Genomic DNA, 22,488 nt, shown 5'->3' with positions numbered 1-22,488 from the left:
AGCGGAGCTTAGGCGAAGTCGGAGACTGCCGGGTCCGGGCCGATGCGTCCGGCATCCTCTGCCGAGTTGTCCAGGCCGTTGATGGCCTGCACATCGGTTTCGTCGAGGCTGACGTCCAGTGCCGCGAAGTTCTCCCGGATGCGGGACTCGGTCACGGACTTGGGGATGACCACGTTGCCGATGGCGAGGTGCCAGGCGATAACTACCTGCGCGGGAGTGGCGTTGTGCTTGTCGGCGATGGCCGCGATGATCGGGCTCGCCAGCAGTTCGCCGCCCTGGCCCAGCGGCGACCAGGCCTGGGTGAGGATGCCCTTGGAGGCGTTGAACTCACGCAGCCCGGCCTGGTTGAAGAAGGGGTGAAGTTCAACCTGGTTGATGGCCGGAACAACGCCGGTCTCGTCGATCAGGCGTTGCAGGCCTTCCTTGCTGAAGTTCGAGACGCCGATGGTCTTGACCCGGCCCTGCTTCTGGAGCTCGATAAGAGCCTTCCAGGTGTCCACGTACTTGTCCTGCTTGGGCTGCATCCAGTGGATCAGGTACAGGTCCAGCGTCCTGACGCCAAGCCGTTCCATGGACGCCTCGAACGCCTTCAGCGTGGACTCGTAGCCCTGGTCCGAATTCCACAGCTTGGTGGTGATGAAGGTTTCCTCCGGTCCGAGGCCCGAGCGCTCGATGGCGCGGCCCACGCCCGCCTCGTTGCCGTAGATCTTCGCCGTGTCGATGTGGCGGAAGCCGGCCTCTAACGCCTGGCCCACCACCTTTTCGGCCACGTCGTCTTCAACCTGCCACACCCCGTAACCGAGCTGGGGAATGGTGTTTCCGTCGTTGAAAGCCAGTACCGGTGAAAGAGTCATCCCTCTATCCTGCCCACGTCCCGGCCGTCCGGCCAGCGCAGGCGCACGGCTAAGCTACGCGCGTAACGGGGAATTTCCGTCACCGGCGGCTTACCGTGGTTTTCAGTCCGCGTCCGAGGCCTCGGCCAGCCGCCGCTCGGCGTCGCTGACTTGCGCCAGCACCGAGTCGGCGCGCCGCCGCACCGATTCTGTGCCTGCGGACACGGGCCCGACGGCGAGCCGCAGCATTGCGGCGGCCTCCGCCGTCGTCGCAAGGGAGTTACCCGCCGTGGACAGCGCCCGGTGGACGCCGCCCAGCACGCCGGGGACGTCGAGTCCGTCGCTGGGTGAGCGCCGCTGGGCTTCCACGCAGACCCGCCGGACCCGCGCCGAGAGCGCGGACAGTTCATCGGCGATCTCCAGGAGACCGGCGTAGAGCGCTTCATCCTCCACCCCCTCAAGGATCTGGTGATAGCGGTCCAGCCCGCGGGTGAAACGGTCATGGGCACGCCGCCAGAGTCCCCTGCCGAGCTCGGCGTCGTCTTTGCGGCCCTGCCGGGCGTCAGTAAAGAATCCCAAGTGCCCTACAGGTATTGGCCGGGGCCGTGGTCAGGATCGGCGGGACCCGGCGGCTGCGCGGGCTCCGCGCCGGGCTTCGGCGCCGCCGCCCGCTGAGGCTCGCCGGTATCCCCGATGATGACGCCGGGCGCAATCACCGTTCCTGGCGGCAACTGCCGGAGCTGCAGTTGGGCCATGGCCTGGTCCCGGGCGGCGTGCTGGGCAGAGAGGGCCATCTGGATGCCATGAAAAAGGCCCTCGAGCCAGCCGACCAACTGGGCCTGGGCAATGCGCAGCTCCGCATCGGAGGGGGTGGTGTCCTCGGAGAAAGGCAGGTTGATGCGCTCAAGTTCCGCGACGAGCTCCGGCGCAAGGCCGTCCTCAAGTTCCCTGATGGAGCGTTCGTGGATTGCGGCCAGTCGCAGCCGGGCGGCGTCGTCCAGCGGGGCGGACTTCACCTCGTCCAGCAGTTGCTTCATCATGGTGCCGATCCGCATGACCTTCGCGGGTTCGTCCACCATGTCCTGGAGCTGGCCGCCTTTAGGCCGGCCCGCGGCGGGTCCGCGCTCCTGCGACGGCCCGCCGTCGTGAACGGGGTTGCGGTAGGGCGCAGTCCCCCCGGCGGAAACGTCTTCGGCAGGCTTTACAGCGCTTGGATCGCTCATGGCTTCATACTCTCACGAGCCGGGAGCGGCCCACCGGACACGTAGCACAGCCGGGAAAGCCACGGCAGCATAGCCGTTGCGGGCACAAAAGGCGGGCGACGCCGTCGGGCACCCAGGTGCCCAACGACGCCGCCCGAAAGCCGCATTCCACGGCACAGCCGCAGATCAGCGGCCTCAGCTCAGCGGCGGCTGATCAGCAGCACCGGCTCTGCGGATTGCGGTCCTGGCGGTCCGTGTGGTCCCGCCAGAACTCCCGCGCGGTCATCGGCGGCCCGTCGTGACCCGAGGCTGCGTGGTGCTCCAGGTACTTCGTGTAGGCATCCGCGCCCATCACCCCGCCCAGGTACCGGGCAAGACCCCGGAAACCTGCAACTACCACGTTCATTCCCGGCTCCGCATCAGTGGTGAGCGGCCTTTTCAAGCCGATTCCCAGCCGGCAGTCTGTCCCACTCAGCCCCGAGTTCGCGCTCGGCGGCCGATGGGACCGCACCCGCCGGGGCGTACACGCGGGACGGCAGGGCCGGGTCCTCGTTGTCGGTGTTAACCACACCCGCCCTGGCATTGCGGAACGCCTTGTAGGTGGCGATCAGCGCCGCCGTGATGACAATGATGCTGAGCACCACGAAGATGACCGAGAGCCAGCCCTGGATTGCGGTGTTGCGGACCACGGCTTCCATGGCCGGGACGGTCTTGGCCGTGCCGAAGGAGGTCTTGCCGTCGGCAAGGGCCTCGGAGAAGGCTGCGTTGTTGGCGAAGTAGCCCACCGCCGGGGTGGAGGAGAAAATCTTCTGGTAGCTGGCCGTTATGGTCACGACGGCCGCGAAGGCCAGCGGCAGCGCCACGATCCAGAGGTACTTGAACGAGCCCTTCTTGGCCGCGATGGCCAGGCAGACGGACAGCGCAATGGCTGCCAGCAGCTGGTTGGCGATGCCGAACAGCGGGAACAGCGTGTTGATGCCGCCCAGCGGATCGGTAACGCCCATCAACAGCACAGCACCCCAGGCACCCACCATGACGGCGGTGGCAAGCCAGGCGCCGGGACGCCAGGAGTGCTCCTTGAACTTGGGCACGAAGTTGCCGATGGAGTCCTGCAGCATAAAACGCGCCACCCGGGTGCCGGCGTCGACGGCTGTGAGAATGAAAAGGGCCTCGAACATGATGGCGAAGTGGTACCAGAAGCCCATCAGGGCCGTGCCGCCGATGAACTGCTGCATGATGTGGGCAAGTCCCACGGCCAGTGTGGGCGCGCCGCCGGTGCGGGAAACGATGCTGGCTTCACCGACGTTGGCGGCCGTTTCCGCGAGCATGTTCGGGCTGATGTTCACGCCGGAGAGACCCAGGCCGTTGACCCAGGCGGCCGCGGTTTCCACCGTGCCGCCGGTGAGGGCGGCCGGGGCGTTCATGGCGAAGTAGAGCCCGCGGTCGATGGAGATCGCCGCGACCAGGGCCATGATGGCTACAAAGGACTCCATCAGCATGCCGCCGTAGCCGATGTAGCGGGTCTGGCGTTCCTTCTCGATCAGCTTCGGCGTGGTGCCGGACGCGATCAGGGCGTGGAAGCCCGACAGCGCACCGCACGCGATGGTGACGAACAGGAACGGGAACAGCGCTCCCGGGAAGACGGGACCATTGTCGCGGCTGGCGAATTCGCTGAAGGCCGGGACGGAGATTTCCGGGCGGACCACGATGACGGCGACGGCCAGCATCACGATAACGCCGATCTTCATGAAGGTGGAGAGGTAGTCACGCGGGGCCAGCAGCAGCCAGACCGGCAGGATTGCGGCGATGAAGCCGTAGACGATGAGGGCCCAGGCGATGGTGACCTTGTCCAGGGTGAAGAACGCGTCGCCCCATTCGGTGGCGGCGACGGCGCCGCCGCCGATGATGGCGGCCATCAGCAGGACAAAGCCGATCAGGGAGACTTCCATGATCTTGCCGGGACGGAGGAAGCGCAGGTAGATGCCCATAAAGAGGGCGATCGGGATGGTCATGCCGACGGAGAAGACACCCCAGGGGCTCTCGGCCAGCGCGTTCACGACGACGAGGGCCAGGATGGCGACGATGATCACCATGATCAGCAGGGTGGCAATCAGGGCAGCGGTGCCGCCGATGACGCCGAGTTCCTCGCGGGCCATCTGGCCGAGGGAACGGCCGCCGCGCCGCATGGAGAAGAACAACACGACGTAGTCCTGGACTGCGCCGGCAAAAACGACGCCGATGATGATCCAGATAGTGCCAGGCAGGTAGCCCATCTGGGCAGCCAGGATGGGGCCCACCAGCGGACCGGCGCCGGCGATGGCGGCGAAATGGTGACCAAACAGGACATTGCGGTCCGTGCGAACGTAGTCCTTGCCATCGGCCTTGTACTCGGCGGGGGTGGCCCGGCGGTCATTGGGCTTGAGCAGGTAACGCTCAATGACCTTGGAGTAGAAGCGGTAGCCGATCAGGTAGGTGCACACTGCGGCAAACACGAACCAGATGGCGTTGACGGTTTCGCCGCGGACAATCGCGAGCATGAACCAGGCAACGGCGCCCAGCAGGGAAATCGCTACCCAGAGCGCGATCTTGCCGGGCGTCCATTTGCGCTCTTCGGCTCCGCGGACGGCATCGTCAACAGCTGCCGGCGGCAGTGCCGGATCCGGCGTGAGGCCGTCCTCAACCTGTAAGTCTTTTGGCGTGCCATCTGGCATTGTGCCCATGTCTCCTCCTTGAGAAACCCCAGCTGGACAAATCCACTCGACAGATCTGCCCCAAGGCACCCTACCAACGCGGCATCCAGATGGGTATGGCTTTGCGCCAGACGGTACGGGAGCAGCGACGAACGGCTGCAACGAACGGCGGGAACGGTGCCGCGGGCCACCCGGGAGGAGTGCCGGTTTCGCCGGTTAGACCGGCGGATTGGCGAGCTGCATCAGCCGGGCCTCGCAGAGATCCAGCCAGCGGACCTCGGCTTCGGTCTGGAAGATCAGCGAATCCAGCACCAGGAGCCGCGCGGTGTCGGCCGGCCGCTGCTGGGCGGCGGTGTCGCGACGGGCCTTTGTGTAGTCCTGAAGCGCACGGATGGAGACAGCGCGCTGGGCCTGGATGGCGGCGCCGACGTCCACCCCGGGAAGCGTCAGGCCGAGCGCGAGCTTGATGGCCAGCTCGTTGCGCGGCGGGTTGCTGCGGGGAACCGGCGACGTAAACCAGTCCCGGACTTCGGCCTGGCCCGCCTCGGTGATGCTGTAGATGACGTGGCCCTCGCCGTCGGCCTCATCCTTGCGGACCAGGCCATCACGTTCCAGGCGGTCAAGGGTGGTGTAGACCTGCCCGATGTTGAGCGGCCAGGCCGACCCTGTGCGGTCCTGGAATTCACCCCTGAGCTGATAGCCGTAGCGGGGCCGGTCCTGCAGCAGTGCGAGGATGCTCTGGCGGATGGACATGGGGCTCCCGGCGCTAGCGGCACGACAGCATACACGCGCCCCAAGACGCGTGTATACCGCGTATGGAATTACATTACCGGCATTCGGGCTCCCGAAGCAATCGGCGTATGCCCTATTGGGTATATGTGCCCGTGCGCCGGGGCTACATGACCAGCAGGATCTTGCCGACGTGGTCGCCGCCGTCGAAATACCGGTGCGCGGCGCGGACTTGGTCCAGCGGGAAGGTCTTGGCCACGAGAGGGCGGATCCGCCCGTCGGCCAGCAGCGGCCACACCGCGTCACGGACCGCGTCCATGATGACCGTCTTTTCCTCCACCGGCCGGGGTCGCAGGGCCGTGGCGATAATCGCGGCCCTTTTGCTGAGCAGTCTGCCCAGGTCCAGCTCGCCCCTGGCGCCGCCCAGGAGCCCGATCACCACGAGCCGCCCGTAGTCGGCCAGGGCATCCACGTTCTGGGTGAGGTATTTGGCTCCGACGACGTCGAGGATGACGTCCGCGCCCTTGCCGCCGTTCTGCGCGCGCAGGCTCTCCGGGAAGGCTTCCTCGGCATAGTTGATCGCGATGTCCGCGCCGAGGAAGGCTATGGCGGTGCCGACCTTCTCCGCCGTACCCGCCGTCGTGGCCACGCGGGCGCCGATGGCCTTCGCGAGCTGGATGGCCATGGTGCCGATGCCGCCCGTGGCGCCGTGGATGAGTACAGTCTCGCCCGGCTGCAGCTGCGCGGTCATGATCAGGTTCGAATAGACCGTGGCGGAGACCTCCGGCAGGGAGGCGGCGGTGACCAGATCGACGCCGTCGGGAATCCGCAGAACCTGCCCTGCCGGGACAACCACCTGCTCGGCGTAGCCGCCGCCGGCCAGCAGGGCAACGACCTTCTCCCCAACCGTGAACGGCCTGGTGACGCCGGGACCGAAGCCCGCGATCCTGCCGGAAACCTCCAGCCCGGGAATCTCGGAAGCCCCGGGCGGTGGAGGGTAGAAGCCCCGGCGTTGTTGGACGTCCGCGCGGTTGAGCCCCGCGGCGACGACGTCGATCAGCACTTCGCCGGGGCCGGGCACCGGGGCCGGAACCTCGCGGATCTCCAGGGCCTCGGGCCCGCCGGGCTTGGAGATGTAAACAGCCTTCATGGAGAACTCCCGATTTTCTAACGTACTTGGTGCAGGGATGCTCCTGCGGCACACCACGTCCGGCGGCACCTCATCCCAGCGTAAGTGGAGTAGCCGCGCCCTTCCGCGAGCGCCGCCGCGTTTTTTGTGGCTGCCCACCGGCTATGGAACACTACTCGTTAGGGAAGGTTGTCCGAGCGGCCGATGGAGCTGGTCTTGAAAACCAGTGTGCGGTAACCCCGTACCAAGAGTTCGAATCTCTTACCTTCCGCGACGAATGCCCCCGGCTCCTGCGCCTGCCGCAGTGCCGGGGGCATTTTGCGTTCCGTGGCTGCGTTGATGCCGTCCCCGCGCGGCCGGGTATTGTAGCGGGCACGCACCTTCGCCGCGCGGGCAGTTCAGGGCGGATACGGTCCGACTATTCGCCCTGAACTGCCCCCGCGGCGCTGTCCCGAGGCAGCGACCGCCGTCGCCTGTTCATCCGGGCCAGCCCTGCGCCCGCAAGGCCTGCCGGACCCGCATCAGCACCCAGCCCTCGCCGTTCCTGAGGTCGAGCTTGTTGACTACCAGCTGCCCCCACCCTGCACCGAAGGTTCGTGTGTTCCGCAGCGCATTGGACCGCTGCTGGGCCGGTGTCAGGTGGTGGCCGCCGTCGTACTCCACCGCCAGGCGGTACTCCGGGCAGGCGAGGTCCACCCGCAGCGGCGCACCGTGGCGGTCCAGCAGGATGAAATTCGGCTCGAAGGCCGGCAGGGCGGAGCGCCCTAAGAGTAAACGGAGGCGGGTTTCCGGCGGGGAGTCGACGCCGACGCGAACCAGGCCGAGTGCCTTCCGGAGCAGCCGAAGGCCTGACCACGAGGTCCTCCAGGCTCATGACCCCGGTCCCGGCCAGGCCCAGCAGCGTCCGCAGCATGGAAGTGACCGGGACCCCGTCGAGGATGACGACGTCGTCCGGCGTGAGCGGGGAGCGGTGGCCGATGGCCCCTTTCCGGCGGGGCGCGGCGGTACCGCTGCGGCTCAGGTCGAGCAGCCTGGCCGACGGCGGCAGCCGCCCGGACGCCAGCCGACTGGGAAGCTTGAAGGAGTGGACTTCGGCGGCGGAGAAGAAGCTGACGGTGTCCGGCGTTCCGAGCCGGGTGTACGGCCGGGCCCTGGCGAGGAGGGTCTGCTCCCGGGCGATAGGCACGCGGATGCCGCGGATGGGAACGTGGAGATCCTTGGCCTTGGCCCGCCAGGGAGAGATGCCGCCCAGCCTGGCTTCGCCGATAGTGAAGGAGCCTGCGGCGAGGTCCGCCGGCCTTGGTTTCGCAGTCGCCATCCGCCCATTAGGCCACAGGACGGGCCGGGACGGGCCGGGTTATCCACAGCCTGCGGACTTCGGCGCTTGGTGGCGGCATTCTGTTACCGCTTTGTGGCGCGAGTCTCCGGTGGGCCGGCCCCAACTCCCGGGGCGGGGAGGCGATGCGGCGAGGCACCGCGATGGGACGCTATAGGCGGCGGATAAATGGATGACATGGTGATCTCTTCACCGTTCGTGATCAGCCTGTCCGGCGCCGACGAAGCCGTGCTGTCCGCCCGCGCGGTGTTTGCCCGGGCCCCGTTGCGTGACGTTCTCCGTGCACGGATCGTGCTCCTCGCGGATGATCATTGCCTCAGTGCCCATGCGGCTAACCCAAAAGCTCACGGGCGGATGCCATCCGGTCCTCCGCTGCTCAGCCGTCCCGGTTCCTTGGTTCTATTGGGGTCCGACGAGACTCCGGCGCGGAACGGCGTCGTTTGTGCATGTCAGGCGCCGTAGGGCGTTGCTCTAGCGTGAGCCACAGGTGTGGGCCTAGTGGTTACTCCGGGTCTGACAAGGGGGTTACTTGCTGTCGCCGGCTCGTTGAATGGCCCGGTAGACGGTTGAACGCGCTACCGAGAAGAGTTCGGCAAGTTCCACCGTCGTGTGTGTTCCTGCCCGGTGAACGGAGACCAGGTGTGCTTCCTGTTTTTTCGAGAGCTTGGGCTGCTTGGGCTGCTTGCCCCGCAGGCGGCCCTTTGTCTTGGCGACCGCCATTCCTTCACGGGTTCGGGCCCGGATCAGGTCGGCTTCGAATTCAGCGACCATGGCGAGGACGTTGAAGAGGAGCCGGCCCACGGGATCGGTCGGGTCGTGGACGGAGCCGCCGATGCTCAGCTTGACCTCGCGCCGGGTGAGTTCGTCGACGATGTCCTTTGCATCGCGCAGTGACCGGGCCAGGCGGTCGAGTTTGGTCACGACCAAGGTGTCCCCCGCCCGGCAGGCGGCCAGCGCTTCCCGTAGTCCCGGCCGTGCCCGGTTGGCGCCGGTCAGGCCCTGGTCGGTGAAGGTCTTCTCCGACGACACCCCCAGAGCGGCCAAGGCATTCTTCTGCGCGGTGAGGTCTTGGTCGTTGGTGGATACGCGCGCATATCCGATCAGCAGTCCGGTCATGGTCCTGAACGTACCGTTTATCCCCCCGTCACCGGGCATTTTCTCGGGCGGGTCTTACGGGAATCGGGCGGCCACGGAAACGCGGCGAATCTGTCATTTTCCGAAGTTGTCTGCACAAATGTCCAAAGTCATCTGCACAGACCCCGCTACATGCCCAGAAAGGGATCGCTGACTGCGACACCTTGGGCTGTCCCGGACTTTGAGACGTCGGTATACGCCGGGCTCTTCCAACGGTTACTAAGACACACCGGTGAAACGTTGCCCCTATGTATGCCCGAACCAACCAAGGCAACCACAACTCGTCCCACGTCAACACGTCCCGCTGCCAGTCCAGCGGCAGGCCAATAAACCAATCTGGTGCTGTTGCATCCCAAGATCGACACCCAGATTCCACTCGAATCGCGCGAAGTTTCCCCCAACCCATTGCGAAAACCGACACAGCAGGTCATGCTGCTTACACGTTTGTCAACAAACGTGAATTAACTGTCATAAATTCCTTTGGGGGGGGAAACATGTCTATTTAGCGTCTTATTGCATCAATTGCGGTGGCCCTGTCCGTAACGATGGGCTCCATGAGCCCGGTACAGGCGGCACCGCCTGTGCCGGATGTTGTGTCCGTCGGCGGGGACCAGGCCACTCCTGACTTGGACCCGGGTACGATCGCGCTCTGTAACTGGGGCTACGGAGATGTCAGCGTAGCGAACTTCAACGCAGCGTATCTCGGCACAGTTGATCTTCGCTGCGGGGATTCCGCCTCGGGGTACGTCCACATTCGGGCTAATCACCAAGGCCAGTGGCAGAATCGAATCAATCAGGTGGGTACCGGGGGCCTGTGGGACGATCTGATGGTCTGGGCGACGCGACAGGCCGTAGAGTATCCCGCGGGCGGATATCCGCGGAGTGTGGGCGGCGGAAAGCTTTGCTACACAACGCCGATACTCATGTCCGGCCCATACGGCTCGATCCAGTTCAATCCGACGGTCATAGTCTCCGAAACCAACCGAAAAATCATAACCTCATACCCGTCGACCAGCCCCGGCTGCTGAGGATAGAGTCGTATTGTGGCCACGCCTTCACAAGATCCTCGACCCGAGATCCTTATCGACGTCGATTACGGGTACACCTGGCCGATGTCCACCATATTCTGGGCGCTAGAAGATGTGCCTGATTGGAAGAGCGAACTTCCAGAGGCTCTGTACGAGGATCTTGTGGCCTGGGCGAAATTCTTCAACGAACATGCGAATGAAGAGACAGGGATGTTTGGGACTGAGGAACGCCGCAAACACTTTGACCTGGAAGGGGTCCGCCTCCGAGATGAACTCGAAAAAGTTCTCGGAGATAGATTTCGCTTCCGTCTCCGGCTGTGGTTCTAGATAACAGTCAAAGGATACAACCTTTCTTGCGCACTCCGCTCGAGCAAGGACTAGGAGTGGCCGGGGCTGCCAAGGGCAACGCAGAAGAGGGCGCCGACTAGCTCGACGCCCTCTTCTCCTGCGTTCTAACGACCCGTCGGCTGAGTGGGAGGCCTTCGCTCGGTGGGTGCGAAGCTCACCTACCCGGCCGGCTCGATCAGGGGACCACACCGTCCAGGAGATGGCACTGGTCGCCGAGCTCGCCTGCGTCCTGACCGTCAGCGAACACGCCGCCGGGGCCCTGCTGGGTCAGAGCCAGGCCCTGACAACGCAGCTGCCGCTGACCCTGGGAGCCTTGCAGACCGGGACGATCTCCAGGGCCCACGCCCGGATCATGGTGGACGAAACCACCGGCCTGGACCCGGCCGGGGCGGTGGCGCTGGAGGCGCACTTCCTGGACCCCGGCGCGCTCAACCCGGCCCGCGGGTGCCCGGCCGGGGAACTCGTTCCGGGACGGTTCCGCGCCAAGGCACGTACGTGGCGCGAAGAGCGTTCGATCCGGGTCTGGCGCGCACCGAGCCAGTCCATGGCCCGGTAGAGATCGTCGCAGCTCACCGGGCCCAGATCGTGTCCGAGGGTGGTGTCGGCGAACCAGGACAGGGTGCCCAGCTTCGAGGACGGCGCGCAGATCCGCGCGGCGAGCAAGGCCATGACCAGGTCCCGTTCCAGGCAGGCCGGCCCCAGCGTCGATTCGAAGCCCGGCCCTTTGGCCATGGCGTAGACGGCCTCGATATGCCCGTGGGGCAGGGAGCGGGTGACCTGCAGGTGAGCGCCGGCTTCCACCATCGTCTTGCCGGCCAGGGAGGCCCGCAACGTCTCAATCGCGGGATCAGGCAGCGCGGAGAGGTTGGCCAGGGTTTCGTGCTTGACTTTGCCTTCCTCCCGGTAGGTGCGGCGCAACAGCACGGAACGGTACTCGACGTCCCGGCCGGACTTATTCGTCCGGCGAGACGTGTTCACGCCTACACCGCGTGGCTCGTCGCCGTGTCGCTGCGACGTTGCAGCCCGGTGGCGGGTGTTGTCGAGGCATCCGCGATGGGGGTCAGGCCGCACTCATGGCCGCCGCACGGCACGCGGGATGAACCGGGATTCCCGCGGTCAGGCCTGCGCGCTCCCGCCTGATCGGCTGAATACGGCTCCGACGCGGATCAGCAGGTTGCGCGCTGCGATGCCGCGGGAGGTCGCGGGGACGATGAAGCGTGATGCCACCCCGAACCCGCGCACGTTGGGCGCGACGACGCGCCGATGGCGTCGCTCGTACCGCGCGAAGGCCGCGGCCCAGTCGCCGCCGGTCCCACGCGCCGCGGCGAACTCCTCTGCGAGGGTGGCGGCGCCGACGATCGCGGAGCTCGAGCCGTCGCCGAACAGCGACAGGCTCGACGCGGCGTCGCCGACGAGGCCGACGCGACCGGTCGACCACGCCGGCATCCGTACCTGGCTCACCGCGTCGAAGTAGGTGTCGTCGCTCTCGGCGTACCGCTCGAGGAGTTCCTGCGAGCGCCAGCCCGCCCCGCCGTACCGGTCGCGCAGGAGGGCGAGCTGCCCGTCCCGGTCACGGTGGTGCACCTTCTCGGTGCTGCGGAAGATGAATCCGGCCATCGGATGCCCCGTGGCGGGGTGCACCGTTGTCGAGATGCCGGGTTCGTTGTAGAGCAGGACCTGGGTCGGATCCGCGGGCGACTCGTCTGTCCGTATCCCTGCCAGGTACATACCGAGGAACCGGACGTAGTCCCCCTCGGGGCCGAATGCGAGCCGGCGCACCCCCGAGAGGAGCCCGTCGGCGCCGACGACGAGGTCGAAGCGGCGGGGTGCCGCCTTGGCGAATTCGACGTCGACGCCGTGGGCGCCGTTCATCACCGCCGTGAGTTCGTCGGAATGGAGCAGCTGGTAGTAGTCGGCACCTGCGCCCGCGAGGATCGCGGCGAGATCGGCACGCGGGAGTTCGATGTGGCGCCGGTCTCGTGCGGCGTTGATCCGCATGCGCGCGACGGGATTGCCGACGGTATCGACGATCGTCAACTCGCGGGCGTCGGTCGCCGCCGACTGAAGGCGGTCGATGACGCCGAGCGACTCGGCGACCGCGTACGCGCGACCGTGCACGTCGACCGGGCTGCCGCTCGAGCGTTCGCCCGCGGCCCGCTCGACGACGGTGACGTCTAAACCGGCACGCGACGCCAGTACGGCGAGGGCCGAGCCCGCGATGCCGCTGCCTGAGATGAGCATCGAAACTCTCTGCACGAATGTAAGCATAGTCGGCGCCCTCGTCGACGCCGCGACCGCGCCCCTGCCCGGTGCCGCGACTGTGCGGCCCCGCGGTTCGCAGCGGCGCTGTGCGCCGCCCCAAGCAGCACCTGTCCTGGTGAGGGTTCCTCCTGCGAACATGTAGTGCGCCGTGCAGACGACTTCGGAAACTGACACCCACAGGTGAGGGCCTAGTGGTTGCTCCCGTCGGGGTGTGGCCGGTTAAGCCGGGTCATGAGCTCGCGGTTGGCTGCCCGTGCCGCGTCGAGCTCGTCGTCGCGTTCTGAGAGTTGCCGGCGTTGTTCTGTGGTCTGTTGTTCCAGCTCGGTGACGCGGCGGTGCAGACGGTCGACATCGTCGGGAGCCCCGAGGCCGGACTCTCGCCACGCTTGTTCACCGAGATGCTCGGACAGGCGCTGGCGGAACTGGGCGTTTTCGTGGGATAGCCGTGCGATGCGGTCATGAGCGTTGGCCAGGTCGGCTACGAGGGATGGCCGGCTGACGCCCGGTCCTCCGGCCTTGGTGGTGGTCGGTTCGGCAGCCCTGAGAAGCACCGCGGCGTGAAGGTCGCGGTGGCGGTAGAGGAAGCTGCGGTCGACGCCGGCGCGGCGGGCGATCGCCGAGATACTGATTTCGGTGCCCAGATGGTCAGCTTGCTCGAGCGCGTCGAGGACACGCTGGCGGCATCGTGTGCTGTGGGCTTGCCGGGCCGCGGCGATGCCGTTGGTGTTGCTGTTCACAGTTTCTCCGGTCCCGCGCTGGTGTCGAGCTTGCCCCTGATCGCGGGCATGCCCAGGCTGGTCACTTGGCGGGTGCGGCGAACGGCCGAAATGGCGGCGGCGATGTCGGCTTGTTCGGCGGGGGCGAGCTGTTCAAGGTGTTCCCCGACCCGGTGCACGAGTTCTTTCACGCGGCGGATTTCTTCCTCTGAGGGTAGAGCTTCTGTTCTGGCCCAGTTTTCGAGATCGGTGGTGGCCAACACGCGTTCGCGATCGCGGAGCAGGTCGTGCAGGTATGCCTTCAACTCTGGCAGGTGCGAGGGATCGGTGTGGAAGTGATCGCAGCCGACGCAGCGAAACCGGAATGGGCAGGCGCTACCCCCTGCCTGGACGTTGGAGGGTTCGTGACAGTTGCCGTAGGGCACCGATACCTGGCCGAGTGTGTGGCGTGCGTGCTCGTCGTCGAGTAGAGCCTGGGCGTCTCGCCAGAGGTGGTTGCCATGCCGATCGAACCGGTGGTCGGCCAGCCGGTCGACCGCGTCACGTCGGCGTTTCTCGCCGACCTGGTAGTAGGCCTGGGTCGAGCTCAACAGTTCGTCGCCCATCAGCTCGGCGAGTACATCGAGCGCGACGCCGGCGTCGGCGTCGGCATGCCGTTGCGCGTAGGTGTGCCGATAGGAGTAGGGCGTGATCGTGGTCAGGTCGTAGCTGCTGCCGTCGGAGCGCCGGAGAGGAGAGGGCAGGGAAGCGAGCCAGCCGCGGTGGGCCCGGCCGATGCGATGCCGGGCCATCGGTCGCCGACCGTCCGGGTCTTCGTCTGAGGGCAGCAGAACCAGCGAGGCCGGGTTGCTGTCGGGGAACCGGTCCCGGATTGCCTTCTGTTGGGTGGTGATTAGCTCGGCGGTCGCCTGGGTGATCGGAAGCCGCAGGCCCGGCCTGTTGTTCTTGAGGTCGTCGTAGACCAGGACATAGTTCTCGTCGTGGTCGCGGTCTATGCAGCCCCAGGGCAGGTTCAGGATCTCGCCGGGCCGGCGGCCTGTGTCAATGAGCAACTCGATCGCAACGGCCAGCTCGTCGGGCACGCGGCTGCGCAGCAGCGGCAGGGCATCGCAGAGCTGGGCAAGGATCTCGGGAGGCAGCGACCGGTTGGGAATTTGCCGGTCGGGGCGCCGGGGAACGTCCTCGCGGCGGAACGCGAAGTCATCAGGCAGCCCGCTGAGAGGGTCACTGGCCCGTGTCAGGCCGAGCAGCCGCATCTGACGCAGCGCATGATGGGCCTTTCGACAGCTCAGGGATCGGGACAACGCGGTGATCTTCCCACAGTGCTCCAGATAGGCGAGCCGTTGCAGAAACAACTCAATGTCGGGGCGGCCGAGGTCACGGATGATCAGGCCGCGGTCGTTTCGATGAGCCCGCAAGCTCTCTGAGAGCGCCGCCATTGCCGCCACGTGGGCCCTCAGCACCGTGGTGGCGCCCTCGCCCCGACGACGTATCAGGTCGTGTATCGCCCACCGTTTCGCACCCTCTCGTAACCAGGGTTGGCTGATCGCAGTGAAGTCCAACCGCCCGCTGTGGCCAAACAGGGACATCGCCCAGATGTCCTTGGCCTGTTCTGCTTCCAGCTGGTCCTCGCGCGTCGGCGTGACCAGAGCACGGGCTGGCATCGCGGTCACCTCGTCACGTTCCCGGTGACGTGGCGGTCCGGGCTACCCGCTCCACCGCTGCGCGCAACCTCTCCGGTGCCGGATGGAGATACACCTGGCTCGAGCTGATCGAGGTATGGCCGAGTAGCTCCTGGACCTCGTCGATACTCCCGCCGGCGTCCAGTACGTTGCTGGCAAATCCATGTCGAAGCGCATGCGGGTGCACGGCCGGATCCAGACCCGCGCGGTGGGAGGCCGCGGCCAGGAATTCGTTTACCGCAGCGGGAGTCATCGGCGCGCCGATGGGGGCCCGGAACAGGTTCACGAACACGAAATCGCTCTCACCTGCCGCGGGATTCATGGCTCTCTCGGTGAAGTACTGGTCGTGGGCATACACGACCAGAGAATCCACCGGGACGATCCGGGAGTGCCGCGATTTTGCCCACGCGCCATTCGTGTTCTGCCTCCGCACCATGTGCAGGTGAGATCCGGGGAAGCCACAGCCCAAGGACGATGAGTCGACCAGGAAATGGACATCCTCACGCCGCAGCCCCACCAGCTCGCCGCGGCGCAAACCCGCCCGCGCGAGCAGTGTCACCAGGAGCCGGTCACGCGCCGAGAGGCATGCCCTCAGCAGTGCGAGGACGTCTTGGTTGCTGGCCCGGTCAGGCCGTCGTCTGATGGCCGGAACCCGGTGCCGGGCCTTCATCCGCAGCCTCCAGGCGCCGTCCTCACCGCGCGCCTCAGCCGGCAGATCCTGGCTATTGGCAAGCTCATAAAGATGGCCAAGCACGCCTCTCGGAGCGTCGCCGTGATCCACCGCAAAGGCCAGGAAGCCCCGCACCCCTGCGAGTACGCAGTTAATCCGCCGCGGTCCTCGGACCGCAGCCTCGACCGGACCGCCGGTCGTTGTCCCCGGCTGCGACGGGGAGTGGCGGAGCCACAATACGAACGCCGGCATCTTCCCCGCAGCGGCCCGCCAATCCTGCCCGGTGGCCGCGCACCACGACAGATACAGTGCGACCGCGCCCGCGTAGGTCTTAGTCGTCGACTCGGCAGCATCACGCCCGAACCGTAAATACCGCAGATATGCATCCGCCACAGACATGACCAGCAGGTCCTCGCCGATCACTGTCCAGTAGCGCATTCCAGAAGGCATCTGGACCGGAAAATTTCGCGTAGTCATCTCCTATGCCAATCATGGCCGCCAGGAAGATGAACACCTGACCGACACACGGAGAGAACCCGTCGTCCACCAAGCCAGCGACCCAGCTTGTGCCACAGTCCACTACAGGCGATCGGACTCCTATAGAACCAAAGAAGCGGGACGCGCAGGCCGGACGTCCGACAACGTTATTTTCAGGAGTCTGTAGCTTGCAGCGGTATTCGGCGGTGTTCTGCAATCGCCAATTGGCGGATCCTGGTCAAAGCGGAGCTCTGGCAGCTTGGCTGAGCTGGACCCTTCAGTCGTGCAGGACCAGCTGGTAGAGGTTGTGGTCTTGCCATTCTCCGGCAATCTGCAGGTATCGCGGGGCCATACCAACTTGCTGGAATCCGGCCTTCTGTAGCACCCGCTGCGAGCCAACGTTGTGCCGAAGTGTGCTCGCCTCGATGCGGTGCAGTCCGAGTTCATCGCGGGCCAAGTCGACTATCCTCTGGACCGCAGCAGACGCCAGCCCGCGGCCTGCATAGTCGCTGTCCACCCAGTACCCCAGCCCGGCGTTCTGGAACGGACCGCGCACGACTCCGGCCACGTTGAATCGACCGACGAGTGTATCGCCGGCAAACAGTCCGAGCGGATACCCCTCCCGGGCTTCATGCGCAGCGAGGCGGTTGGCAATGTCGGAAGCCTGCCAAGCCTCGGTGTAATACTCCTCGGGCCGGACTGGCTCCCAGTGTGCAAGGTATGACCGGTTGCGCACGTATGCGGCGGCAAGCGCTCCCGCATCGCTCAGGTGCAGTACGCGCATGCTGACGGTCTCGCTTAGTGGATGCGATTCAATCATCGGTCAACATTAGTCCGAATCGCCGAATCCATTCACGCTCGGCCGTCCGATCAGCGACCCCGCTGGGCAAGGTCTGATAAGCCTGCCCCCAATTCCTGAGTTCCGAAAAGTTGGGAGCACATACGCGTTTCCCAGGCCGCCTCGGCTTCTCCCGGGCAATCGCCGCAATTGAATGCATCACCCGCGGTAAGTTCCGGCTCCTCGAGCGGCTGTTCCCTCAAATCACCCGCGTCCTGAAAACCAACCAGCTCGAAACCATCATCGACGACGGCATCGAAGCTGCCGCGAACATCCTCGTCATCGGGGAGTATCGGTCGTCGCTCGGGCAGATCAGGGCGGATGCCGGGTGCTGATTCGCCCTGATCTGCCCGCGCGCTGCGGCTGCGGCGAGGGTGGCCCGCGCGCTGCGGCTTCGAAGTCGTCGCCGAACCCGGCGTTCCGACCCGGGAAGACCCGGTAAGACCCGAAAACCCGAAAAATCTTCAGCAAAAACTGAGGAAACACTTCAAGAGAATTGCTGCAGGAAATACCGGACAGCCCGTTCCGCGTCGGATACCGGCCGGTATTCTGTTGGAATGCCCGGAACCTGAGCGGCCGCGCATAGTTCTACTGACGCACGTCAGAAGCTCCGCCAACACCGTCTCCGGGGTCGCCGTTGGGGTCTCCGTGCCGGCTGTGACACGTCCCGCTGGGGGACGTCTCGCCGAATGCACGCGCAATACACACCGCGTTCATTCAACTCTGTTTTGCTGTGCCGGAAACTGCTTGACCAGGAGCAAAGACCGGCCGGTCCGCGGGTACCACCCGGACACATTCCACCCAGCCCTTACCCGGGCACCCTAATGAGAGTTAGAGCGGATGAAACACATACCTTGGAAAACAGCGCTGGGCACAGCACTGTCCGCGGCGCTCGTCGCGGCGCCGCTGGCAGCAGTGCCGGCGTTTGCCGTGGAGGTCTCCCCGGCAGTGGCCGGCACATCGCCGGTCATCATCAACGAGGCATACCTCAGCGGCGGCAGCGCCGGAGCGGCCTTCAAGAGCAAGTTTGTGGAACTGTACAACTCCTCGGACGCCGCGGTGTCGCTGGACGGCTGGTCCCTCCAGTACCGTTCGGCCGCCGGCACGGCCGCCCCCGGAAACGTGGTTCCACTGACCGGCAGTATTGCCGCCAAAGGGTTCTACCTCATCAAGGCCGCCGGCAACTCCCCGGCATCCACGGCCCCGGATCTGCCGGCGGCAGACCTGGACGCAGGAACCAAGTTCGCCCCCAGCGGCACCACCGGCACCATCGTGCTCGCCAAGCAGGCAACCGCCGTCAGCCCGTTGGCCACCGGCTCGGTCATCGAGCCCGCCGGCGTCGCTGACCTGCTCGGTTATGGCAGCTCCAACACCTTCGAAACCCAGGCAGCAAAGGCGCCGTCGAGCACCACCGACGTCAAGAGCATCAACCGCAGCAACGGTCCGGACGGCAACAACAACTCCGCGGACTTCGCGCTGAACGCGACGATCACCCCCAAGGCCCCCAACGGGGCAGCCGCCCCGGTTGACCCGCCCGTCGATCCCGGCCCGGTCACCCCGCCTGCAGTCAAGACCATCGCCGAGATCCAGGGCACCGGGACCGCCAGCCCGTTCGTCGGATCCGCAGTCACCACCCGCGGCAGGGTCACCGCCACGTTCCCCACCGGCGGATTCTCGGGCTACTACATCCAGACACCGGGCACCGGCGGCGATCTGACGCCGGCCAACCACACGGCGTCGGACGCTGTCTTCGTCTTCTCGGCTGCCACGGCCGGTTCCGTCCAGATCGGCGACTACGTTGAAGTGACCGGCGCCGTCAGCGAATTCTTCGACATGACCCAAGTGACGGTCGCCGCTGCGGCGGACTTCAAGAAACTCGCCGAGGCCGCCCCGGAGGTCAAGCCCACCGGTTTCGCCCTCCCGGCCGAGGAAGCCTTCCGCGAGTCCCTCGAAGGGATGCTGCTGACCCCGCAGGGGCCCGTGACCGTCTCCGACAACTACTCGCTGAACCAGTACGGCGAGATCGGCCTGGCCGGCGGAACCACCCCGCTGGAGCAGCCCACCGCCGTCGCACCGTTCGGCTCCGCCGAATACACCGCTACCGTCGCCGCTAACGCCGCACGTGGCATCAAGCTCGACGACGGCGCCACCACCAACTTCCTTAAGGACGCGGACACCAAGGCCCAGGTGCTCCCCTACCTGACGACGTCGGATCCCGTCCGGGTCGGTGCGCCGGTGAGCTTCAAGACCAACGTTGTGCTCAGCTACGCGAACAAGTCCTGGAAATTCCAGCCGCTGACCCAGCTGACCGCCGCCAATGCGGACGCGGTCCAGCCGGCAGGCTTCGGCGCCACCACGCGCACGGAGGCTCCGGCGGCCGTGGGAGGCAATCTGAAGATCGCCTCGTTCAACGTGCTCAACTACTTCCCCACCACCGGGGACATGCTCACGGGCTGCAGCTACTACACGGACCGCGCCGGTAACCCGGTCACCGTCCGTAGCGGCTGCGACGCCCGCGGCGCCGCCAACGCCGAAAATCTCCAGCGCCAGCAGGACAAGATCGTGGCCGCCATCTCCAAGTCCGGCGCCGACGTCGTATCCCTCATGGAGATCGAGAACTCGGCAAAGTTCGGCAAGAACCGGGACGATGCCCTGGCCAAGCTGGTCGATTCCCTGAACATCGCTACACCGGGGATCTGGGACTACGTCCGCACGCCCGCCAACGCTCCCCCGCTGGCCGACGAGGACGTGATCCGTACCGCCTTCATCTTCAAGAAGTCCGCAGCGGAGCCGGTGGGCGAGTCCATCATCCACAACGACACCGTCGCTTTCGCGAATGCCCGCAAGCCGCTGGCCCAGGTTTTCAAGCCGGTCGGCGCCGCCGATGACAAGACGTTCATCGCGGTCGCCAACCACTTCAAGTCCAAGGGCTCGGCCGCAACGCCGGACGACACCGACAAGGGGCAGGGCAACTCCAACCTGGCCCGCACCGCGCAGGCGAAGTCCCTGCTCGCCTTCTCCAACGAACTGCAGGCGTCCAAGGGCACCGACAAGGTCTTCCTGATCGGCGACTTCAACGCCTATGCCAAGGAAGACCCGATCAATGTCTTCACGTCCGCGGGCTACATCAACCAGGACGAGAAGGCCAGGAACGCCGACGGGTCCGCCAAGCACTCCTACCTCTTCGGCGGGATGGCGGGCTCGCTGGACCACATCCTCGCCTCACCGGGCGCCAATGCCGTCGTCACCGGCGCGGACATCTGGAACATCAACTCCGTGGAGTCCGTCGCCCTGGAGTACAGCCGCTTCAACAACAACGTGACCAACTACTACGCTCCGGACCAGTTCCGGGCAAGTGACCACGATCCGGTGGTGGTGGGACTGAACTTGCCAGTCACCCCCGCCAGCGTTGAGCTGAACCTCCTCGGCATCAACGATTTCCACGGCCGCATCGATTCCAACACCGTGTTCTTCGCGGGAACCATCGAGAAGTTGCGCGCCGCGGCTGCCCCCGGCGCCACGGCCTTCCTCTCCGCCGGCGACAACATCGGCGCCTCGCTGTTTGCCTCGGCCGTTGCCAAGGACCAGCCGACCATCGATGTGCTGAACGCCCTCGAGCTGCGGACCTCGGCCGTGGGCAACCATGAGTTCGACGGCGGCTGGGCGGACCTGCGTGACCGCGTCATCGCGGGCGGGGCCAACGCCAAGTTCCCGTACCTTGGCGCCAACGTCTACAAGAAGGGCACCACCGAGCCGGTCCTGCCGGAATATACCGTGCTCGACATGAACGGCGTCAAGGTCGCCGTGATCGGCACCGTCACCCAGGAAGTACCCTCGCTGGTCACCCCCGCAGGCATCGCCGACCTCGAGTTCGGCGACGCCGTCGACGCCGTCAACCGCGTTGCCGCGAAGATCAAGGCGGGCAAGCTCGCCGACGTGATCATTGTGGCGAACCACGACGGCGCCGGTTCCGGCGCGCCCGAAGGCTCCACCCTGGCGCAGGAAGTCGCCGCCGGCGGCCCCTTCGCCAAGATGGTCACCGGGGTCACCCCGGATGTCGCCGCCATCTTCAACGGTCACACCCACAAGCAGTACTCCTGGGACGCTCCGGTCCCGGGTGTTGAAGGCAAGACCCGCCCGATCGTCCAGACCGGCAACTACGGCGAGTTCATCGGCCAGATCCAGCTGACCATCGACACAAAGACCATGTCGGTCACCGGCTACAAGGCCGGCAACGTCAAGCGCACCACCTCCGCGGACCAGCCGGCAGCGGACCTCGTGGCGAAATACCCGCGGGTCGCCGCCGTCAAGACCATCGCGGACAAGGCCCTGGCCGACGCGGCAGTGGTCGGCAACCAGCCGGTCGGGAAGGTGACCGCGGATATCACCACCGCGTTCACGCCCGCCACCGCCACCACCCCGGCCTCACGTGATGACCGCGGCAGCGAATCCACCCTGGGCAACCTTGTCGCGGATTCCCTTGTGGATTCACTCAAGGCTCCCGATCTCGGTGCTGCCGAGGTCGGCGTCGTCAACCCGGGCGGCCTGCGCAACGAGCTGTACTACGCGCCGGACGGGATCATCAGCTACGCGGAGGCCAACGCGGTCCTGCCGTTTGTGAACAATCTGTGGACCACGTCGCTGACCGGTGCGCAGTTCAAGACGCTCCTGGAGCAGCAGTGGCAGACCAACCCGGACGGCACGGTCCCCAGCCGCGCGTACCAGCAGCTGGGCCTGTCCAAGAACGTCAACTACACCTACGACGCCGCCCGCGCCGCCGGTGACCGGATCACCTCGATCCGGATCAACGGCGCGGTGATTGACCCCGCGAAGTCCTACCGGATCGGTACATTCAACTTCCTGGCAACAGGCGGCGATAACTTCCGCATCTTCAAGTCCGGCACCGGAACCAAGGACTCGGGGCTGGTGGACCGTGACGCGTGGATCAAGTATCTGCAGGCCAACAACCCGGTCTCGCCGGACTTCGCGCGCCGCTCCGTGGCCGTCGTCAACACCACGGCCGCCGAGGTCAAGCGCGGGGAGTCCATCACCCTGGCCCTCTCCAAGCTGGACCTCACGTCGCTGGGCAGCCCGGCCAACACCTCGCTGCGCGCCGAATTCGCGGATGCCAAGGGCGCCGTCACAGCGCTGGGCACGGTACCGGTTTCCGCCGGTGCGGCCGCAGTGGACGTGAAAGTTCCCGCCGGCGCCTCCGCCGGCACGGGCACCGTGGTGCTCACCGCCGTCGAATCCGGCACCGTGGTGAAAGCAGAGGTAAAGGTCGCCGCCAGCACCCCGGTCCCGCCGACGTGCACCGCGCCGGTCCCGCCGAAGAAGTGGTACGACTTCAAGGGCTGGATCAAGTACACGATCGCCTGGTTCCAGTACCAGAAATGCCTCAGGGGCTAGTGTCT

The 22,488-nt window shown here is 66.1% G+C and carries 18 protein-coding genes, 1 tRNA gene and 1 pseudogene; 4 read left to right on the top strand and 16 right to left on the bottom strand.

Annotated features, from left to right (window positions below; genetic code table 11):
* Nucleotides 1–8 precede the first annotated feature (8 nt).
* From AC50X6_RS01970 to AC50X6_RS01940, 7 genes are all read right to left on the bottom strand, one after another.
* Nucleotides 9–854 (bottom strand): aldo/keto reductase, encoded by an 846-nt coding sequence (locus tag AC50X6_RS01970; RefSeq protein ID WP_494964631.1) that lies wholly within the window; start codon nt 852–854, stop codon nt 9–11.
* A gap of 102 nt (nt 855–956) precedes the next feature.
* On the bottom strand, nt 957–1,412 hold the full coding sequence (locus AC50X6_RS01965) for a hypothetical protein (RefSeq protein ID WP_494964630.1): 456 nt from the start codon (nt 1,410–1,412) through the stop codon (nt 957–959).
* Nucleotides 1,413–1,417: 5 nt separating this feature from the next.
* Complete coding sequence (locus AC50X6_RS01960; protein WP_494964629.1) at nt 1,418–2,056, bottom strand: bacterial proteasome activator family protein; 639 nt, start codon at nt 2,054–2,056, stop codon at nt 1,418–1,420.
* A 193-nt stretch (nt 2,057–2,249) separates the two neighbouring features.
* The gene (locus tag AC50X6_RS01955; RefSeq protein WP_494964628.1) at nt 2,250–2,441 is read right to left on the bottom strand and encodes a YbdD/YjiX family protein; all 192 of its coding nucleotides are present in this window, start codon (nt 2,439–2,441) and stop codon (nt 2,250–2,252) included.
* Nucleotides 2,442–2,454: 13 nt separating this feature from the next.
* On the bottom strand, nt 2,455–4,755 hold the full coding sequence (locus AC50X6_RS01950) for a carbon starvation CstA family protein (protein WP_494964627.1): 2,301 nt from the start codon (nt 4,753–4,755) through the stop codon (nt 2,455–2,457).
* A gap of 186 nt (nt 4,756–4,941) precedes the next feature.
* Complete coding sequence (locus tag AC50X6_RS01945; RefSeq protein ID WP_494964626.1) at nt 4,942–5,478, bottom strand: PadR family transcriptional regulator; 537 nt, start codon at nt 5,476–5,478, stop codon at nt 4,942–4,944.
* A gap of 142 nt (nt 5,479–5,620) precedes the next feature.
* Nucleotides 5,621–6,604 (bottom strand): NAD(P)H-quinone oxidoreductase, encoded by a 984-nt coding sequence (locus AC50X6_RS01940; RefSeq protein WP_494964625.1) that lies wholly within the window; start codon nt 6,602–6,604, stop codon nt 5,621–5,623.
* A 162-nt stretch (nt 6,605–6,766) separates the two neighbouring features.
* Between AC50X6_RS01940 and AC50X6_RS01935 the strand changes: the two genes are divergently transcribed.
* Nucleotides 6,767–6,854 (top strand) — tRNA-Ser (locus AC50X6_RS01935).
* Between the two features lie 206 nt (nt 6,855–7,060).
* On the opposite strand, the gene AC50X6_RS01930 is transcribed toward AC50X6_RS01935, so the two are convergent.
* The 3 genes from AC50X6_RS01930 to AC50X6_RS01920 form a co-directional block, all read right to left on the bottom strand.
* Entirely contained in the window at nt 7,061–7,279 is a 219-nt protein-coding gene (locus AC50X6_RS01930; RefSeq protein ID WP_494964624.1) for a putative endonuclease domain-containing protein, read from the bottom strand.
* Nucleotides 7,280–8,108: 829 nt separating this feature from the next.
* Nucleotides 8,109–8,246: a hypothetical protein gene (locus AC50X6_RS01925; protein ID WP_494964623.1), complete on the bottom strand. Its 138-nt coding sequence runs from the start codon at nt 8,244–8,246 to the stop codon at nt 8,109–8,111.
* 198 nt (nt 8,247–8,444) lie between these two features.
* Complete coding sequence (locus AC50X6_RS01920) at nt 8,445–9,035, bottom strand: recombinase family protein (protein WP_494964622.1); 591 nt, start codon at nt 9,033–9,035, stop codon at nt 8,445–8,447.
* Between the two features lie 1,061 nt (nt 9,036–10,096).
* Here AC50X6_RS01920 and AC50X6_RS01915 point away from each other — a divergent pair.
* Nucleotides 10,097–10,408, top strand: coding sequence for an immunity protein CdiI family protein (locus tag AC50X6_RS01915; RefSeq protein ID WP_494964621.1), 312 nt, complete (start codon nt 10,097–10,099; stop codon nt 10,406–10,408).
* Nucleotides 10,409–10,696: 288 nt separating this feature from the next.
* Here the strand turns inward: AC50X6_RS01915 and AC50X6_RS01910 are convergent, their stop codons facing one another.
* From AC50X6_RS01910 to AC50X6_RS01885, 6 genes are all read right to left on the bottom strand, one after another.
* On the bottom strand, nt 10,697–11,407 hold the full coding sequence (locus AC50X6_RS01910; protein ID WP_494964620.1) for an IS1634 family transposase N-terminal domain-related protein: 711 nt from the start codon (nt 11,405–11,407) through the stop codon (nt 10,697–10,699).
* Nucleotides 11,408–11,545: 138 nt separating this feature from the next.
* Nucleotides 11,546–12,670 carry an FAD-dependent monooxygenase gene (locus AC50X6_RS01905; protein WP_494964619.1) on the bottom strand — a complete coding sequence of 375 codons (1,125 nt, stop codon included), beginning with the start codon at nt 12,668–12,670 and terminating at the stop codon, nt 11,546–11,548.
* A gap of 209 nt (nt 12,671–12,879) precedes the next feature.
* Nucleotides 12,880–13,428 carry a hypothetical protein gene (locus AC50X6_RS01900; protein WP_494964618.1) on the bottom strand — a complete coding sequence of 183 codons (549 nt, stop codon included), beginning with the start codon at nt 13,426–13,428 and terminating at the stop codon, nt 12,880–12,882.
* The gene (locus AC50X6_RS01895) at nt 13,425–15,071 is read right to left on the bottom strand and encodes a tyrosine-type recombinase/integrase (RefSeq protein ID WP_494964679.1); all 1,647 of its coding nucleotides are present in this window, start codon (nt 15,069–15,071) and stop codon (nt 13,425–13,427) included. Before AC50X6_RS01895 ends, AC50X6_RS01900 begins: the two co-directional genes overlap by 4 nt.
* A 13-nt stretch (nt 15,072–15,084) precedes the next feature.
* Nucleotides 15,085–16,197 (bottom strand): tyrosine-type recombinase/integrase, encoded by a 1,113-nt coding sequence (locus AC50X6_RS01890; RefSeq protein WP_494964617.1) that lies wholly within the window; start codon nt 16,195–16,197, stop codon nt 15,085–15,087.
* Nucleotides 16,198–16,513: 316 nt separating this feature from the next.
* A complete protein-coding gene (locus tag AC50X6_RS01885) occupies nt 16,514–17,056 on the bottom strand; it encodes a GNAT family N-acetyltransferase (protein WP_494964616.1) in 543 nt (180 codons plus the stop codon).
* A gap of 149 nt (nt 17,057–17,205) precedes the next feature.
* On the opposite strand from AC50X6_RS01885, the pseudogene AC50X6_RS01880 reads away from it, so the two are divergent.
* Together AC50X6_RS01880 and AC50X6_RS01875 are read left to right on the top strand one after the other, a co-directional pair.
* A pseudogene (locus AC50X6_RS01880) lies at nt 17,206–17,409 on the top strand (hypothetical protein); the annotation flags it as partial.
* Between the two features lie 505 nt (nt 17,410–17,914).
* The gene (locus AC50X6_RS01875; RefSeq protein WP_494964615.1) at nt 17,915–22,483 is read left to right on the top strand and encodes an ExeM/NucH family extracellular endonuclease; all 4,569 of its coding nucleotides are present in this window, start codon (nt 17,915–17,917) and stop codon (nt 22,481–22,483) included.
* Nucleotides 22,484–22,488 lie beyond the last annotated feature (5 nt).

The sequence above is a fragment of the Pseudarthrobacter sp. HLT1-7 genome (assembly GCF_059383435.1).
The sequence above is the reverse complement of the archived record's forward strand: the minus strand, read 5'-3'. Positions and strand labels throughout refer to the sequence as shown.